The sequence below is a fragment of the Terasakiella sp. 4MB5A genome (assembly GCF_050058155.1).
In the GTDB taxonomy this organism is placed as follows: Bacteria; Pseudomonadota; Alphaproteobacteria; order Rhodospirillales; family Terasakiellaceae; genus Terasakiella; species Terasakiella halodenitrificans.
On the sequence record NZ_CP188815.1, the window covers coordinates 3,634,684 to 3,652,752 of the forward strand.

14 protein-coding genes are annotated in these 18,069 nt (G+C 47.9%); 5 read left to right on the plus strand and 9 right to left on the minus strand.

What is annotated here, in order from left to right; translation table 11 throughout:
* Window positions 1-3: 3 nt before the first annotated feature.
* From ACI0FF_RS17330 to ACI0FF_RS17350, 5 genes are all read right to left on the minus strand, one after another.
* A complete protein-coding gene (locus ACI0FF_RS17330; protein ID WP_419798000.1) occupies window positions 4-1,728 on the minus strand; it encodes an ABC transporter ATP-binding protein in 1,725 nt (574 codons plus the stop codon).
* Between the two features lie 26 nt (window positions 1,729-1,754).
* On the minus strand, window positions 1,755-2,753 hold the full coding sequence (locus ACI0FF_RS17335) for an ABC transporter permease (RefSeq protein ID WP_419798001.1): 999 nt from the start codon (window positions 2,751-2,753) through the stop codon (window positions 1,755-1,757).
* Between the two features lie 122 nt (window positions 2,754-2,875).
* Window positions 2,876-4,261 (minus strand): CmpA/NrtA family ABC transporter substrate-binding protein, encoded by a 1,386-nt coding sequence (locus ACI0FF_RS17340; RefSeq protein WP_419798002.1) that lies wholly within the window; start codon window positions 4,259-4,261, stop codon window positions 2,876-2,878.
* A 379-nt stretch (window positions 4,262-4,640) separates the two neighbouring features.
* Window positions 4,641-5,744 (minus strand): CmpA/NrtA family ABC transporter substrate-binding protein, encoded by a 1,104-nt coding sequence (locus ACI0FF_RS17345; RefSeq protein WP_419798003.1) that lies wholly within the window; start codon window positions 5,742-5,744, stop codon window positions 4,641-4,643.
* Between the two features lie 2 nt (window positions 5,745-5,746).
* A complete protein-coding gene (locus ACI0FF_RS17350; protein WP_419798004.1) occupies window positions 5,747-6,331 on the minus strand; it encodes an ANTAR domain-containing response regulator in 585 nt (194 codons plus the stop codon).
* A 290-nt stretch (window positions 6,332-6,621) separates the two neighbouring features.
* On the opposite strand from ACI0FF_RS17350, the gene ACI0FF_RS17355 reads away from it, so the two are divergent.
* Window positions 6,622-8,046 (plus strand): methyl-accepting chemotaxis protein, encoded by a 1,425-nt coding sequence (locus ACI0FF_RS17355; RefSeq protein WP_419798005.1) that lies wholly within the window; start codon window positions 6,622-6,624, stop codon window positions 8,044-8,046.
* A gap of 8 nt (window positions 8,047-8,054) precedes the next feature.
* Here ACI0FF_RS17355 and ACI0FF_RS17360 read toward each other — a convergent pair whose 3' ends face one another.
* From ACI0FF_RS17360 to ACI0FF_RS17375, 4 genes are all read right to left on the minus strand, one after another.
* Complete coding sequence (locus ACI0FF_RS17360) at window positions 8,055-8,699, minus strand: 3'-5' exonuclease (protein WP_419798006.1); 645 nt, start codon at window positions 8,697-8,699, stop codon at window positions 8,055-8,057.
* A gap of 2 nt (window positions 8,700-8,701) precedes the next feature.
* Complete coding sequence (locus ACI0FF_RS17365) at window positions 8,702-10,516, minus strand: putative nucleotidyltransferase substrate binding domain-containing protein (RefSeq protein ID WP_419798007.1); 1,815 nt, start codon at window positions 10,514-10,516, stop codon at window positions 8,702-8,704.
* A gap of 134 nt (window positions 10,517-10,650) precedes the next feature.
* Complete coding sequence (locus ACI0FF_RS17370; protein ID WP_419798008.1) at window positions 10,651-12,324, minus strand: cation acetate symporter; 1,674 nt, start codon at window positions 12,322-12,324, stop codon at window positions 10,651-10,653.
* Window positions 12,321-12,632 carry a DUF485 domain-containing protein gene (locus ACI0FF_RS17375; RefSeq protein WP_419798009.1) on the minus strand — a complete coding sequence of 104 codons (312 nt, stop codon included), beginning with the start codon at window positions 12,630-12,632 and terminating at the stop codon, window positions 12,321-12,323. The genes ACI0FF_RS17370 and ACI0FF_RS17375 overlap by 4 nt, the downstream gene beginning before the upstream one ends.
* A 542-nt stretch (window positions 12,633-13,174) precedes the next feature.
* On the opposite strand from ACI0FF_RS17375, the gene ACI0FF_RS17380 reads away from it, so the two are divergent.
* The 4 genes from ACI0FF_RS17380 (at window position 13,175) to thrS (ending at window position 18,015) form a co-directional block, all read left to right on the plus strand.
* On the plus strand, window positions 13,175-14,155 hold the full coding sequence (locus ACI0FF_RS17380; RefSeq protein WP_419798010.1) for an ABC transporter substrate-binding protein: 981 nt from the start codon (window positions 13,175-13,177) through the stop codon (window positions 14,153-14,155).
* A 90-nt stretch (window positions 14,156-14,245) separates the two neighbouring features.
* Window positions 14,246-15,154 carry an ABC transporter permease gene (locus ACI0FF_RS17385; RefSeq protein WP_419798011.1) on the plus strand — a complete coding sequence of 303 codons (909 nt, stop codon included), beginning with the start codon at window positions 14,246-14,248 and terminating at the stop codon, window positions 15,152-15,154.
* Window positions 15,151-15,945 carry an ABC transporter ATP-binding protein gene (locus tag ACI0FF_RS17390; RefSeq protein WP_419798012.1) on the plus strand — a complete coding sequence of 265 codons (795 nt, stop codon included), beginning with the start codon at window positions 15,151-15,153 and terminating at the stop codon, window positions 15,943-15,945. Before ACI0FF_RS17385 ends, ACI0FF_RS17390 begins: the two co-directional genes overlap by 4 nt.
* A gap of 153 nt (window positions 15,946-16,098) precedes the next feature.
* A complete protein-coding gene (gene thrS / locus ACI0FF_RS17395) occupies window positions 16,099-18,015 on the plus strand; it encodes a threonine--tRNA ligase (RefSeq protein WP_419798013.1) in 1,917 nt (638 codons plus the stop codon).
* The last annotated feature ends 54 nt before the right edge of the window (window positions 18,016-18,069 follow it).

Here is an 18,069-nt window from a genome sequence, read left to right on the forward strand (position 1 = left end):
CTTTCACGCGGCTTCTTGATCGTCAGCTTCACAAACGTCTTTATCATCGGCTTGCGGTTCCGGATCACCATGTTCATATTCAGCAAGGAAGGAGAGAAGTTCTTCGCGCAGTTCGTAATAGCGCGGATGTTCCAACAATTGCTTGCGGGTCCGTGGGCGTGGCAGATCCACTTCCATGATCTTACCCACCGTTGCATGTGGCCCATTTGTCATCATAATGACGCGGTCTGCCAATAAAATGGCTTCATCAACATCGTGGGTGACACACATGGCTGTGACTTGTGTGCGTTTCCACACATCCATCAACACTTCCTGCAATTCCCAACGCGTCAAACTATCCAGCATGCCGAACGGTTCATCCAGCAGCAGGAATTTAGGGGACAAGGCAAAGGCGCGGGCAATCCCAACCCGTTGACGCATCCCGTTGGACATTTCAGAAGCCGCCTTATCCATGCTGTCGGCCAAACCGACACGTTGCAGGTAATATTCAACGATATCGTTGCGTTCCTGTTGATTGGCATGGGGATATACCCGTTCCACACCGATCATCACATTGTCACGCGCCGTTAACCACGGGAACAGGCTGGGGGCCTGAAAAACCACGCCCCGGTCCGGGCCCGCCCCATCAACTTCGCGTCCATCCAGAATGATCCCGCCTTTGGAAATCTCGTTTAACCCGGCAGCCATTGTCAAAACTGTAGACTTGCCACAGCCTGAATGCCCGATAACCGAGATAAACTCCCCTTTCTTGAGCTGCAGATTAAAATCATCAACCACTGTCAACGGGCCTTTGGGAGTGGGATAGACCTTGTGAACATGGGAGAAATCGACAAAACGATGGGTATCGCCACTGCGGGCTTGCGCTGCCTCTTTCGCCTTTTTCGGCATCCGTGATCCCGGCATAATCGGGCTGACGGAGGGCAGCGGCGCAAATTCGCCGGTTTCAGCATTCTTTTCAATCCCCACATCGATCAGATACTGAGTGACGTCTTTGCGCAGCTTCTTGAATTTTTCATCATGGTTCATGGCCGTACGATCACGCGGACGATCCAGATCCACCACAAAATCCGGTCCAAAGGTCGCGTTCGGCCCCGGTGTCAGCGGAATGATACGGTCGGCCAGCAAAATTGCCTCATCCACATCATTGGTAATCAGGATGACGGTTTTCTTTTCCTGTTCCCAAATCCGTTCGATCTCGTCCTGCAGGTTGGCACGCGTCAATGCATCCAATGCAGAGAGCGGTTCATCCAGCAACAGGATTTGCGGGCTCATGGCCAAGGCACGCGCAACAGCTACCCGTTGACGCATCCCACCAGACAATTCTGCCGGTTTACGATCCTTGGCATGGCCCAAACCGACCATTTCCACATAACGGTGAACACGTTCTTCTTTTTCCTTGCGGCTGGCTTTTTTGAAAACACTGTCAACCGCCAGCATCACATTGGAAAAAACAGACATCCACGGGAAAAGGGAATAGCTTTGAAAAACCAGTCCACGGTCCGGGCCTGCACCTTCAATTTTCTTGCCGTTCAGGGTAATTTCGCCACTGTCCGGTTCGATCAGTCCGGCGATTGCCGAAATCAATGTGGTTTTACCGGAACCGGAAAACCCGACGATGGCAACAAACTCACCTTCTTTAATCGAAAGATTGATGTTGTTCAGGACTTCGGTGCGCTCGACACCTTTGCCATAGCCCTTGTTTACATTTTTTAGCTCTAAGAATGACATGGGGGGTAATCCTTTTTGCGTTTGGGTTAGCGTTTATCACTGAATGTGAAGAGGTCTTGCAGCGTGTACATGACACGATCAAGGGCGAAACCGATGATCCCGATGGTGAAAACCGCCACCATAATGCGCGCAAGAGAATGGGAGCTGCCGTTCTGGAATTCATCCCAGACAAACTTGCCAAGTCCCGGGTTCTGCGCCAGCATTTCTGCGGCAATAAGAACCATCCACCCCACACCGAGTGACAGACGTAAGCCTGTAAAGATCAACGGCAGGGAAGACGGTAAAATCATCTTGAAGATCGTGGTTTTGGCATCCAGTCGCAAAACGCGTGAGACGTTCAATAAATCCTTGTCAATCGAAGCAACCCCAAGCGTGGTATTGATCAACGTCGGCCACAAGGAACACAGCGTCACCGTAATCGCAGATGTCAGGAAGGATTTATCAAACATGGGATCATCACTGACATAAAGGGCAGAAACCACCATTGTTACAATCGGCAACCATGCCAGTGGTGACACCGGTTTAAAAATCTGGATCAGCGGGTTAAAGGCTGCGTTCATCGCTTTTGACAAGCCGCACGCGATCCCAAGGGGAACAGCCACCAACGTTGCCAACACAAACCCCATAAACACCGTTTTCAAGCTGGTAAGGATCTGATCAATATAAGTCGGCTTGCCGGTGAACTGACGGATTTTAACTTCCGCATCCGGGTTCTTTTTCAGTTTGGCGGCGTTGCGTTTTTCTTGGCGTTCATAGAATTTATCTGCCTTTTCACGCATCTCCACATGATCCTGCCATAACAAGACCGTTTCTTCCGCAACCTGTACCGGACCGGGAATATTGCCCAGACTGGTTTCGATTGAGGTTGATGCCTGCTGCCAGGCAAACAGGAAAATAAGGATGGAAAGAAGCGGAATACCGACATTTTGCCAGATTTTTTTCATCGCATCCGAGGAAGACGTCGCACCGGGAACAATTCGTCCCAGAAAGCCGACATCAGCAGTTTGAACAGTAGTTTCGGACATATTGCACCTGTAAAAATAAATGGATTCAAAAGTTAAAAATGAATGGATCTTGTTTACGGGGTAGCTTGGGGGTATCAAGATCAACGAGATGATTTGACACCCCCTCGCCGAGGGCAAACTTGTTATTTGGCGGCGACTTCGGTGCCTTTGATCACTTGTGCGCCCTTCAAACCAATGCCGAATTTTTCGAGATAGGCGTTCGGTTGATGGCCGTCATAGCTCACATTGTCGATGAAGTGAGTTTGCGGGTCGCGGAAACCATCTGTATCCCACGGGAAATCCTCTTTCGCGACCTGACCTTCATCGACCAGCATTTTCGCAGCTTTTAGGTAGATATCCGGGCGATAGACTTTCTTCGCGGTTTCAAAGAACCACTCGTCCGTTTTTCCTTCAGGGATTTGGCCCCAACGGCGCATTTGTGTCAGATACCAAATCGCATCGGAATAATAGGGGTACGTCGCGAAATAACGATAAAAGACGTTGAAGTCCGGCACATCGCGCTTATCGCCTTTTTCATATTCAAACGTCCCGGTCATCGAGTTTGCAATCACTTCAACGTCCGCCCCGACATATGCGGATTTCGCCAAAATTTTCACAGCTTCCGGACGGTTGGCGTTGTTATTTTCATCCAACCATTTCGCTGCACGGATCAAGGCTTTGACAACAGCGGTATGTGTATTTGGATATTTTTCAGCCCATTCGTTGGACACGCCGAACACTTTTTCAGGGTTGTTTTTCCAAATTTCGTAATCGGTCACAACCGGCACACCAATCCCTTTAAACACGGCTTGCTGGTTCCAAGGTTCGCCCACACAATACCCAGAGATCGTCCCGGCTTCCAACGTCGCGGGCATTTGCGGCGGCGGTGTTACAGACAACAACGCATCACCCTGAATTTGACCGGAAATATCGGTTTTGGAATAAAACCCCGGGTGAATGCCACCGGCGGCCAGCCAATACCGCAGCTCGTAGTTATGGGTGGATACAGGGAAAACCATCCCCATGTTGAAGGGTTTGCCTTCTGCCTTAAATTTTTCCACAACCGGTTTCAGATAATCAGCCTTGATCGGGTGCACTGGCTTACCGTCTGCGTCTGTCGGGATATGTTTTTTCATCTCCGCCCAAACGTCATTGGAAACCGTAATCCCGTTTCCATTTAGATCCATCGAAAAAGCCGTGATAATATGGGCTTGTGTGCCAAATCCAATTGTTGCCCCCAACGGTTGACCGGCCAGCATATGTGCACCATCCAGTTCGCCATCGATCACACGGTCCAGCAGAACTTTCCAGTTTGCTTGTGGCTCCAGCGTGACATAAAGGCCTTCATCTTCAAAAAAACCTTTTTCATACGCAATGGCCAGCGGGGCCATATCTGTTAATTTGATGAAACCGAATTTCAGTTCCTCTTTCTCCAGATCCAGCATGTCCGCCAAGGCAGAACCGCTCATGGCACTCAGGGCGACAACAGCACCTGCCAGAATGGATTTGAATGACTTAAACGTTTTCATATCGGCTTGCTCTCCTTAAAAGTTTGCCTTGTTTTTTCAAACCGGATCGCCAGAACCGATCTGAAAAAACAAAAACGCCGCTAACAAAGCGCACCCGGGGAGGACGATGGGGGATGCGATTGTCAGCGGCGTTGCTGATTGTCCTAAAGGACGATATAGGATCCGGCGTCTTTGCCGGACATCTGCTTTTTACCTTACAAGGTTCGTGCCAACTTTTACTTACCCACAACAAAACTAAATAAAATCAGATAATTAGATATTGTGCAGTGCAGTATTTTATTCAGTGTGGCTTCTTTCTAACCTTGTGCAATGCAAAATATTAGAGCAGCTCAAAAATATTATGCATAATTTTTAATCATTATTTATGTTTGTTTATTTTTTATGCAATGTCAAAAAGGGCCGCTTCATTGGTGTCGGAAAATTCCCCACCAATACAATCCAGATAAGTTTGTGTTGAGAAGGCATCTTTCAGGGCGGTTTCCACAATCATGTCCGGCTGAATTTGCCCCCAGCGTTCCATTTGTCGCGTCAACCAAAAGGCCGCGCTTAAATGGGGACAGCTATCCCCATGTAAAGACATAAAACCATCAACCTGGCGCGACGGCTCCCCCTTCTTAAGGGACAAATCGCCGCTTAATGCTTTAAGGATAATCTCTTTCGGGACATCCAAATATTGATGGTCTGATAAAATATGCGCCAATTCATCGAAGTTTTCCACACTCCCGGCCCAATCAGCCGCTTCCTTCATTGCGCACAGCAAAGCTTTTAAGGCTTCTGGGTTAGCCTCACACCAGTTTTTACGAACTCCCAATAGTTTTTCGGGGCTCTGCGGCCAAATTTGCGATGTCGAGGCGATAATCACGCCAATATCCTGTGCAACCGCCAAAGAATTCCACGGTTCCCCCACACAAAAACCATCAAGGCGCCCTTGTTCAAGGTATTGATCCATAAACGGCGGGGGGACAACCTGCAAATGAACATCAACATCCGGGTCAATCCCACAGGCCGCCAACCAATAACGTAAATGATAGTTATGACAGGAAAACGGGAACACCATACCAAAGCGCAGGATCGGTTGCCCCGCGTCTTTGCGTGCCTCAATCACCGCCTTCAACGCAGCTCCGGTCACAGATAAGTCCCAGCTTTCCAGCAACCCCTGTCTATGCGCACTCATGGCATCATATAAATCATGTGACACCGTAATCGCATTACCATTGCGCCCCAAAACAAAGGGCGCAACGATATCGCAACTGTTGGGCATCAAGGACAAATTCCCCGCCAAGGCCATCGGGGCCAACATATGGGCCCCATCCAGATATCCTAAAAACACCTTATCGCGAATATTGGCCCAGGAAACTTCTTTTGACAAAGACAAGTCCAGACCGTGTGCCTGTGCAATCCCCTTTTCACGGGCAACCGCCAAGACCGCGCAATCCACAAGCGGGACAAATCCGATATTCACATTTTGCAGTTTTGATTTCATAACTACCCCAAGATCTCTGATGCGGTCACAATACTGCTGGCGATATCACTGATTTTCTGACCTTTGTTCATAGCTGTCTTACGCAACAACGCATAGGCTTCGGCCTCCCCAATGCCGCGCTGTGTCATAAGTATTCCTTTGGCCCGTTCCAAAACCTTACGATCCTGAAGGGCGTTTTTGGCCTCTGCCAATTCTTTATGAAGTTTAGAAAATGCGTTAAACCGGCTCACCGTCATTTCAACAATAGAGCGCACCCGTTCACTTTTTAAACCGTCAACAATATAGGCGCTGACCCCGGCATCAATTGCTTGAGATATAGACTGACTGTCCGAACTATCGACAAACATTGCAATCGGGCGGCGCACTTCCCGGCTGACCTGAAACATCTGTTCCAGTACATCACGGTTTGGGTCTTCCAGATCAATTAAAATCACATCGGGATCAAGCATAAAAATACGCTCAGACAAGCCGTGTGTATCTTTCAACCATTCCACACACGTCAAACCACTGGTGCGTAAACCGTCAAGCAGAATGGCAGCACGCGTTTCATTTTCGTCAATGACTAATATTTTAAGTTCAGCATCCACGGCTGAGCACTTTCAAAAAAAATTAAACTTATTGAGCATCAACTTGCAAAAGCCATGCCGGAACTAAAGAATGAGGTTTTTCGGTACTTTTGCCCTAACTGTTCATATTGCGCTGCACAATATTAGGCGGCATACGCCCATTTTTTAGGCAAATATAGAATGAAACATCTCTAATTCGTTGCTTTTTATAGCTTTTCAAAATGGCATGGAAAATGCTTCGTAAAAAACAAAGGCCCGATCGCCAGACCGCTCACACGGTGGGTCCTCACCCATTCATTGAGGAGTTTCCCATGTTGGCCAAAATTGTAGACTTTCAGCCCAAAAATAAAACTCAAAGCCAGAACACAGGCTTAACCGAAGCTTTGGGCTTTCTAAATCGTGTATCTACGATTGTTGATCGCCATGACGATTTTAAAACAGCAACCCAGCAAATCTTTGCCGAAGTCTGTACCTACACCCAATGGCCCATTGCCCATCTTTACATCAACACAACAGAAAAACCGGATACTTATATTTCCAACGGCATTTGGTATTTAGAAAACGGGTTTGACAAAAACGCCATTGATGAATTCGTCACCATCAGCGAAGAAAGCATCTTTGAAACGGGCAAAGGCCTGATCGGCCTGATCGCACAGGAAAAAGAAGCCAAAGCCATCGAAGACGTTACCGTCCTGACACAGTTTCTCAGAGCCGAGGCGGCAGCACGTAACGGCGTGCGTGGTTTTTTCGGTTTTCCCATTCTGGTTAATCAAAAATGTGTCGCCGTTGCTGAATTTTACAGCCGTCAAACCGGACTGCTTGACCCAACAGCCTTGGAAATCATGCAATATGTCAGCTCACAACTGGCACGTCTTTATGAACGGGCAACCCACCTTGATCATCAGGAACAACTGATCGAACAATTTCAGTCCAACGTACAAACATCTATCCAAAAACTGGCAGAAGGTTCCCGTGAACTGGAAAATGTAGCCAGTGGTGTTCAACAACAAGCCAACTTAACCAACCACCAAAGCGACCAAGTCACACGCGGCAGCAATTCCATTGCCGGTAATATGGAAACCTTGCAACAGGCAATGGAAGAACTGGTTCATATTGAAGGCCAAACATTGGAGTCCAGTACAACTGTCAATTCAACGGTGGAAGAATTGGCAAAAAACGTCTTCGCGACCTTACAGGAATTACACCAATTAGGTACACTCAGCGCACAAATTGAAAGCATTGCTCATAACGTTTCCGAAATATCATCCCAAGTACGTATGCTCGGCCTAAACGCATCGATTGAAGCCGCACGGGCTGGTATTGCAGGTAAAGGTTTTGCCATTGTCGCCGGTGAAATTAAGTCACTGGCTCAACAATCAGAAAAATCATCACAGGACATCTCCACCCAACTCAGTGAAATTCGCACAATTGCGGATTCCAGCATCAATTGTATGCAAACTGTTCGTCAGTCTATGGATATGCTGGAAAACTGTACCGGAAACCTGAGCAACGTTGTGGATCAACAACATCAAGCCACCCAAACCATTCGCCAAAATCTGCAAGACGCCCAAGGCACCTTTGCACATATCGGGCAGGATATCGCAGGAATGGGCAACGCATCGGCAGACTTGCTGAACTTGGCACAAAATGCCAGTATACAAGTGCAATCCATCAAGGGGTTAAGCGAAAGTATTTCGAGTTCCAGCCATGATTTTATCGCCGCGCTTAAAAATTAGGCGATACCTCAATTCAACTGTTTTTCATGACCTCTGCGCCAGGCCGACATGGTCTGGTGTTTGAGCTTCACGAAACACAGGGCTGTCATTAAGGCATCATGGACCGCATTATGTGCGGGTAATGCGGGTAGATCGAGTGTTTTTCGAATATTTTCGAAACTCAAATCAACATAGCGGTCGATATCCCCGCGTGTCTGCCAATCATAATATTGGGCGGACACTTCAATTTGGCGATTAGGAAGGCCAATGCCGATCATATCCTTCAAATATCGATTGACCACCGCAACATCAAATTCCAGATAATAGCCAACAACCGGGCGAGAACCGATAAATTCGACCAGTTGCTTGACCGCATCCTGTACGCAGTGCCCTTTTATTGCATCTGTTTTACGGATACGGTGCACCTTGATCGCTTCTTCATCAAAATGACCTTCGGCGCGAACTTCCAGATACAATTTTTGGCTACTCAGCACGCGATGATCGCGGATACGCACCGCCCCGATTGACAAAATCTGTGCCATACGCGGGTCCAAATTTGTGGTTTCCAAATCAAAGCAGACATATTCGTTTTCCGGTTCTTCTTCAAAAAGGAAACCATAAGACGGGTCTTGCAACCGCTTTTTCATCCATGCCCGTTTTAACCTCTGCCACATGATTAAAAATGTCCCAGATTGAAATGATGCGTGACCACGTTTTTAAATTCTTTCACCAACTGCAAGGAATCTTTGAGAAGGTCTTTTTCCAACTTGTGTAAACTCTTGATCCGCACAAAATTGGTTGCCCCCTTAAATTCCCCATCCGCGTTGAACGAGGCTTTTAATTTTAATCCCCGCAAAAACTCAAAGGCATCAATTAAATCTTCACCAAACCGCTTATCAAGGACACCAACTTCTGCTAAGGCCGAAATGCGACGCAAGGTGTTGGTGGTATGGATTTTATGCTTGATCGCCAAAACACGCGCACCGTGAACGATGGTGAAAATTCCACCTTTTTTCAAATCCATCTCGCCTTCATGCTCGCCCTTTTCGACTTTCAAACGGTGAAACATACCCAATGGTGTATCAAACGACACAATCGGGGCGGCAAACATGGCATAAAACCCATCATGATCGCTAAGCACCTGATGAAAATATTCTTTGGCCTCGCGTAATAAATTCTTATCCCCACAGGCAGATACCGCATCGACAAAAGCCGACAAGCCAATCATGCTGTTTTCATCCGGCTGATTGACCCATTGAAAGATTTTACGCTTATACTCACTCAGGCTCATACACCAGTCCGGGTTGGACACCATCATATGACCAGGACAAGGCGGAAAACCAAAACTGTCCAGCACATCGGAAAACTCCCGACCAAAGGCACGCACGGCTTCGACATCATATCCATCACGAATGATCAGCGCATTATCTTGATCTGTACGCAAAACCTGTTCGCGCCGTCCTTCACTGCCCATAATAATCAAGCACGTATTTTCTATTATCCCTTTGGGCGCAATTAATTGAGTTAATTTGGTAAAAACACGCTGGTTCACCTCAGACACCAGTCGCGTGATGATGGCAATGCTGGTTCCACTGTCATGCAGCAAGCCGACAAGATCGTTGATGCCTGTCACCACATCTTTTAATTCTGAAAGGTTTTGCGCGCGCTCCACCTGCAAAAACAGCAAATAGGAATGGTTGGACAAGAAACTGAGCAAATCGGTCAGTTCCAGCACACCGATAATGCGATCCCCATCACGCACAACGACCCGGTTGATCTTGTGTTTCACCATCGTAATCATGGCATGGCTCATGGGGTCTTGTTGGTTCACCCCGATTAAATCAATCAGGCACACATCCCCGACCGGGGTTTGCGCCGGGATCCCGTCAATCAAGGCACTGTCACGCAGTTTTGAGGATGTAATCAAACCGCATACCTCGTTTTGGCGATCCGTCACCAAAATAGATGTCGTCGCATGATCACGCATCAAACGGGCCGCATCCGACATCGGTGCACTGGCCGCAATAGATAAAGGATGTTGAACCACTTTTTGTACAGGCGTTGCCAACAAGGGGCTGGCCGTATAGCTGGAAGCCCGCGCCGGGGTCATATTTACTTTGTCACGAATAGATTTAAAAAAGAAACCATGAAAATCTTCATTCTGTTTCAAAATATCTTCAAACAAGGCTGCCGGTAGCAAATAGATCAAGGCCTCTTCCACTACCGTAAAGGTACTGGAACGCTTTCCTTCAATCAACCAACGTGCGCCAAATACATCATGTTCACCATGCACATTCAGGGTTTCCCCATCCTGTGTTTCATGAACAATCCCTTTTATTAAAATGAATAGGGACTGGATTTCCTTGTTCGGTTCAATCAGGACCTCACCTTCCTGAAAGTAACCAATATCCAGCGCCTCACTAAACTTATCACGTTCGGACGGTGTCAATAGATTGAAAGGCGGGAAATCAAAATTAAAAAACTCAGTCATCACGGGATCACTTTCACAAGAAAAATCCCGAAAAGGAAGGGCCGAAATTTCCCTCCCCTTTCAGGACTTCAAGTTTGACAAGTCTAGAGCTCGAAAGGCATGGCTCGCATACCTTTCGAACTATTGTGCTCATTTTAGTGGGCAGAAGCACCTTCCGCACCCACACCTGTTTGCGAACGAACAGATTGTGAGTCGAACAGTTCTGCTTCTTTACGAGCTTGTTCAGAGTTATCCAGTTTTGAGAAAACATAGATCGCAAGGAACGCTGTTGTCATAGAGAACAAAGCCGGGTGTTTGTACGGGAAAATCGCTTCTTCAAAACCGAAGATGCTGACCCAGATAGTCGGGGATAGGATCACCAGTGTCAAAGCCGTCAACAGACCAATAAAGCCACCGATGAAAGCGCCGCGTGTGGTCAAACCTTTCCAATACATGGACAGGATCAGAACCGGGAAGTTGGCAGAACCAGCAATACCGAAGGCCAAACCAACCATGAAGGCGATGTTCTGTTTCTCAAAGGCAATCCCCAAAACGATAGCCAATAGACCAAGGCAGATGGTTGCGATACGAGAAACACGAATTTCCTGTTGTTCTGTTGCTTTGCCTTTTTTGAAGACAGAGGCGTACAGATCATGTGAAATCGCAGACGCACCCGCCAAAGCCAGACCAGACACAACCGCAAGGATCGTCGCGAAGGCAACGGCTGAAATAAAGCCGAAGAACAAGTCACCGCCAACGGCTTGTGCAAGATGCATCGCCGCCATATTGCCGCCACCGATCAATTTCCCAGCAGCGTCATAGAAGCTTTTGTCCGTGCCAACGATAACAATCGCACACAGACCCATCGTACAAACAACCATGAAGAAATAGCCGATAAACCCGGTTGCGTAGAACACTGATTTGCGGGCTTCTTTCGCGTCTGTTACCGTGAAGAAACGCATCAGAATATGCGGCAAACCGGCTGTCCCGAACATCAGGGCCAGACCCAGTGAAATTGCGGAAACAGGATCAGCCAACAAGCCGCCCGGTGCCATCAAGGAAATACCGGACCTGTGAACTTCCGTTGCCTTGGTTGCAAGGGCTTCGAAATTGAAACCAAACTGGGACATGGCCATAATAACCATGAACGTACCACCAAACAACAGCAGGCAGGCTTTGATAATCTGTACCCATGTGGTTGCGATCATACCGCCAAACGTCACGTAGACCATCATCATGATCCCAACAAGGACAACGGCATAAGCATAGTCCAGACCGAACAGCAATTGGATCAGTTTACCCGCACCCACCATCTGCGCGATAAGATAGAGCACAACAACCGACAGCGCACCGGAAGCCGCCAAAGAACGGATCGGTGTTTGCTGTAAACGGAAAGAACAGATATCAGCAAACGTAAATTTGCCAAGGTTACGCAAACGTTCTGCCATCATAAACAGGATGATCGGCCAACCGACCAAAAAGCCGATGGAATAAACAAAACCGTCATAGCCTTTGGCAAATACCAGACCGGATAAACCCAGCAAAGTTGCCGCAGACATATAGTCCCCGGCAATCGCAAGACCGTTCTGGAAGCCTGTGATCCCGCCACCAGCAGTATAGAAATCTTTTGCTGATTTTGTGCGGCGCGCGGCCCAATATGTAATCCCCAAAGTGATGCAAACAAAGATTACAAACATGGAAATCGCAGACAGGTTAACCGGCTGTTTCGTAACTTCCCCTTCAATTGCACCGGCAGCCCATACAGGGTCGCCAGCAAACAACATAAGGGCAAAAAGACCGGAAACGGTCAAAATACGGTTCAAACTCATTTGCTTGCATCCTCCACAATCTGTTTGTTGAGGGTGTCAAACTCGCTGTTGGCACGACGCACATAAATACCTGTGCTTAACCATGCAAAAATGATAATCGCTGCACCGATAGGTATGCCAACGCTTGTCGTCATACCTTCAGCCAATGGTGTTGCCAGCTTTTCAGGAGCGAAAGCAACAACCATGATAAAACCGTAATAAACAGTCAAAATAATGATAGACAAAATAAGTGCAAAACGTCCCCGACGTTTTTGCAAGTCACTAAATCGCGGATCTTTTTTGATCCGCTCATAAATATGTTCAGACATTTTTTTCTCCCCGCCCAATATGAAATTGGGTCATTAAATCTGCCCCTTTGCCATATACCTATTCAATCTAATAATCCAGTATCAAAATACCGATTTCTTTATTTTTTCGCAGAATCCTGCTGGTCTTACCGGTTTAAATCAAAATATAAAAATTTAAAAAAAAGAAAAAATCCCCTGAAACAGTTGAGTTTTCTTGCATTGCAGCTTCGCAGATGCACAATTTATATTAAAGAAATATAATTTAATTATTTTGCCAATCTTTCTTTTCTTGCAGATGAAATCTCAAAATATTTTTTTTACAGAGATATAAAATTACTGGATTCGCCAGAACTTCGACTAACCAGTCAAGTTTTCATGCGCAAACACGCAGCAATTGCCCTCAAAGTCCGCTCAAACTCTATATTCTTGTCCAATAAAGAAAATAAAAATTGTAATGTGGCATGATTAAATTAACTTAGTATCAACTCTGGCCTTTTTGGTCAGAACACTAGGGGTCTACCCTAGCCATCCATTTCGTTTCAAACTGAAAAGCAGGGACTGCTATGTTCAACAAAAAAATTCTCGGCGTGTTTGCAACAGCCGCTTACATCGGTGTCAGCGCACTTTTCCCCGCTGTAGCCCAAGCTGACAGCAAAACAGTTAAAATCACCGCAATCGTCGAACACCCCGCCTTGGATGCTGTTCGTAAAGGCGTAAAAGACGTTTTGGGTGAAAATGGCTACAAAGTGGGTGAGAACCTGAACTGGGAATTTCAAAGTGCACAAGGCGATGTCGGCATTGCAGGTCAAATCGCCAAGAAATTCGTCGGTGAAAACCCCGATGTGATCGTTGCCATCGCAACACCGTCGGCACAAGCTGCCGTGGCTTCTGCACGTGGTCACATTCCGGTTGTCTTTTCTGCCGTAACCGACCCGGTTGCCGCCAAGCTGGTTAAATCGTGGAAAGCATCCGGTGGTTCAGTCACCGGGGTCAGCGATATGTTGCCGCTGGAAAAACACCTGCAACTCATCACAGATGCCCTGCCGAACGCCAAAACCATTGGTGTTCCTTACAACCCAGGTGAAACCAACGCTGTCGTTCTGGTTGAGAACTTCAAAAAAATCGCAGAAAGCAAAGGCATTAAAGTCGTCACTGCCTCCGCCCCATCCAGTGGGGATGTTTTGATGGCGGTTCGCAGTCTTGTCGGTAAAGTAGATGCCATCTATGTCACAACGGACAACACCATTGTCAGCGCCTTTGAATCCGTCGTTAAAGTCGGTATCGACGCCCAAATCCCGGTCTTTGCTGGCGATACAGGTTCGGTTGAACGTGGCGCGGCAGCGGCCCTGGGCTTTGACTATTACGACATTGGCCGTCAAACAGGCCAAATCGTTCTGGATGTCTTAAAAGGTAAAAAAGCCGGTGACATCGACGTTCAAGGCGTAGATAAAACCAATTTGCACGTCAATCTGGGGACAGCCAAACAAATGGGGCTGACTTTGGACGAACAAATGGTTAAAAAGGCCGAAAAAGTCGTTGAATAATCTTTCTTGATTTCACGATCTGTTCTGATTGATCCGCTGCCTTCATCCTTGAGGGCGGCGGATCATACTATGTAGATGTAAGGTTCTGGTATGAGTTTAATCGCCTTTCTCGGTGCAATAGAAACCGGCCTCCTGTTCGGTATTGTCGCGCTTGGGGTCTTTATTAGTTTTCGCGTTCTTGATTTTCCCGATCTGACCGTTGACGGCAGTCTGCCTATGGGTGCTGCCACAAGTGCAACCCTGATCGTTGCGGGTGTAAACCCGTTTCTGTCCCTTCTTGGGGCGATCATTGCCGGGGCATTGGCCGGGCTGGTCACCGCATGGTTGAACGTAAAACTCGGCATTTTGCATCTTCTTGCCAGTATCCTGACCATGATCGCACTTTATTCCGTTAATTTGCGCATTATGGGCAAACCCAACCAAGCCTTGCTGGGGGAAGAAACCGTCTTTACCCCATTCGAAAAACTGATCGACCTGCCTTATTATTGGGTTACCCCTATTGTTTTGCTCGTCATTATTGCTGTCTTACTGGTTTTGTTAAATTTATTCCTGTCTTCAGAAACCGGCCTTGGTATGCGGGCCACGGGTGTCAACGGACGCATGGCCGCTGCACAAGGTATTAACACCGGTAAAATGAAACTGGTTGGTATCGCGCTGAGTAACGCAATGGTCGCATTGGCGGGTGCCTTGTTTGCACAAATTCAAGGCGGGGCCGATATCACAATGGGCGTTGGCGTCATTGTTGTTGGTCTGGCTGCCGTAATTTTAGGCGAAGCAACCTTTTCGACCCGCACCATTATTTTGGCGACAATCGGCTGCGTCATCGGGTCAATCCTGTATCGCGTTGTTGTTGCCGTAGCCTTGAACGCCGATTTTATCGGTTTGCAAGCTCAAGATCTGAAACTCGTCACCGCCGTTCTCGTGGTTCTCGCCATGACATTACCTGGTGCACGACAAAAATGGGCAAAACGTAAATCCGTGAAAGGAGCCGGCCAATGATCGAAGCAAAAGACATCCAAGTCGTCTTCAATCCGGGTACCGCCATTGAAAACAAAGCCCTGCGTGGCATGAACCTGCAAATCCCCGAAAGCCAGTTTGTCACCGTGATCGGATCAAACGGGGCCGGTAAATCCACTTTCCTGAATGTGTTGGCTGGTGAGATTAAAGCGGACGCAGGCTCGGTTAAAATCGATGAACAAGATGTTACCAACTGGTCAACAGCACGACGTTCCGGTCTGGTTGCGCGCGTTTTCCAAGACCCGATGGCCGGAACATGTGAAAGCCTGACCATCGAAGAAAATCTCGCTTTGGCTTCCGGGCGCGGTCAAAAACGTGGTTTTTCCCACGCGGTCACAACGGAACGTCGCGAATTATTCCGCGAAAAAATCTCCGTCCTTGGTCTTGGCCTTGAAAATCGCCTTGAAGACAAAATGGGCCTGCTGTCCGGTGGACAACGCCAAGCCGTCAGTCTGGTTATGGCAACATTAAACCCTATGAAAATCCTTTTGCTGGATGAACATACCGCCGCACTTGACCCCAAAACCGCCGCTTTCGTTCTTGAACTGACCGAAAAACTGGTCAACGAAGGGCAACTGACCACCATGATGGTCACCCATTCCATGCGACAAGCGCTCGATCACGGCCAACGGACCGTCATGTTACATGAAGGGCGCGTCGTTCTGGATGTGGAAGGCGATCAACGCAAAAATATGAAAGTCGAAGACCTGCTGCATATGTTTGAAAAAGTACGCGGCGAAGAAATCGACGACGACAAGTTGTTGCTCAGCTAGATAAAAATGCCCTGCCCTTTCTTCTATGCGAATAAGGTGCAGGGCATTAGCTTATTATCCGCAAGGTACGGTTTACCTTGACACACCGCACAATCTCGCTAATTTGCCCCTCTTGATGTTAATTTATTATTTTAAAGAGTGAGTGCGAGATCAATGGTCGCGATTACTTTGCCCGATGGCTCTAAACGTGAATTCGACGGTTCTGTCACCGGCGCCCAAGTGGCTGCCGACATTGGTGCTGGCTTGGCCAAGGCTGCCTTGGCTATACGCATCAATGGCGAGATGAAAGACCTGTCTTTGACGATCACCGATGATTGCGAGATGTCCATTGTCACGGCCAAGGATGAAGATGCGCTTGAGCTTTTGCGCCACGATGCCGCTCACGTTATGGCACAGGCCGTCCAGGAACTGTTTGACAATGTTCAGGTCACCATCGGCCCGGCCATTGAAAACGGTTATTACTACGACTTTGCAACCGAAAAACCGTTCAGCCCAGAAGATCTGGAAAAGATCGAAAAGCGTATGGAAGAAATCGTGGATCGCGATCTCCCTATTGAACGCGAAGTCTGGGATCGCAACGAACTGATCGCCAAGTTCAAAGAAATGGGCGAGCATTATAAAGCCGAGATTATCGAAAGTATCCCCGAAGGCGAAGATGTCACTGTCTATCGCCAAGGCGACTGGTTCGATGTCTGTCGTGGCCCCCACCTGCCGTCAACCGGCAAACTGGGCAAGGCGTTTAAACTGATGAAAGTTGCCGGAGCCTATTGGCGCGGTGATTCCAAGAACGAGATGCTGCAACGTATCTACGGGACAGCATGGACAGATAAAAAAGCCCTGCGCCAATACTTGCATATGCTGGAAGAAGCCGAAAAACGCGATCACCGTAAGCTCGGCAAGGAAATGAGCCTCTTCCATTTTCAGGAAGAGGCAGTTGGTTCCGTCTTTTGGCATCCCCACGGCTGGAAAATTTATCGCACCGTTCAGGGATACATGCGTGATCGTCTGGAAAACGCAGGTTATGTAGAAGTCAATACACCACAAATGGTGGATCGTAAATTGTGGGAAGATTCCGGGCACTGGGAAAAATTCCGCGAAAATATGTTCATCACCGGGTCTGAAGATAAAGTTCTCGCCATCAAACCGATGAACTGTCCCTGTCACGTCCAGATCTTTAACCAAGGTCTGAAATCCTACCGTGACCTGCCGTTGCGCATGGCTGAATTCGGTTCCTGTTTCCGTAACGAGCCATCCGGTGCCTTGCATGGCTTGATGCGTGTGCGTTCCTTTACACAGGATGACGCGCATATTTTCTGTAGCCCGGATCAGATTATTTCTGAAACCAAGATTTTCTGTGATCTTCTTAAATCCGTTTATAAAGATTTCGGCTTTGAAGAAGTCAAAGTTAAATTCTCTGATCGCCCGGACGTACGTGCCGGTTCCGACGAAACGTGGGACAAGGCCGAAGGCGCCTTGAAAGAAGCAACCGAAGCAGCAGGTCTGGAATGGACATTGAATCCGGGTGAAGGCGCGTTCTACGGTCCCAAACTGGAATTCGTTCTGCGCGATGCCATTGGCCGGGATTGGCAGTGTGGTACCCTGCAGGTTGATTTCGTTTTGCCGGAACGACTGGATGCCGACTACATCGGTGAAGACGGACAAAAACACCGCCCGGTCATGTTGCACCGTGCGATTCTCGGTTCTTTTGAGCGTTTCATCGGTATTTTGATCGAAAACTTCGCAGGCCGCTTCCCATTATGGTTGGCCCCGCAACAAGTTGTCGTTGCTTCAATCACAAGTGACCATAACGACTATGCACAAGAAGTGTGCAACATGCTCAAACAGTACGGTTTGTCTTGTGAAACGGACTTCCGCAATGAAAGTATTAACTATAAAATCCGCGAACATTCCCATGCAAAAGTACCAGTTATTCTGGTCGTCGGTGGCAAAGAAGTCGAAAATCGTAGCGTTGCCATGCGTCGTTTGGGTGGAAAAACGCAAGAAATTCTTGCACTTGACGAAGCGGTAGATAAACTAGTGAGCGAAGCGGCCCGCCCAACAGGTAAATAGGGCGTCCCTTCTTCGTTTTTTTGGCGTAGCAAGATATAGGAGAATTTCAATAGC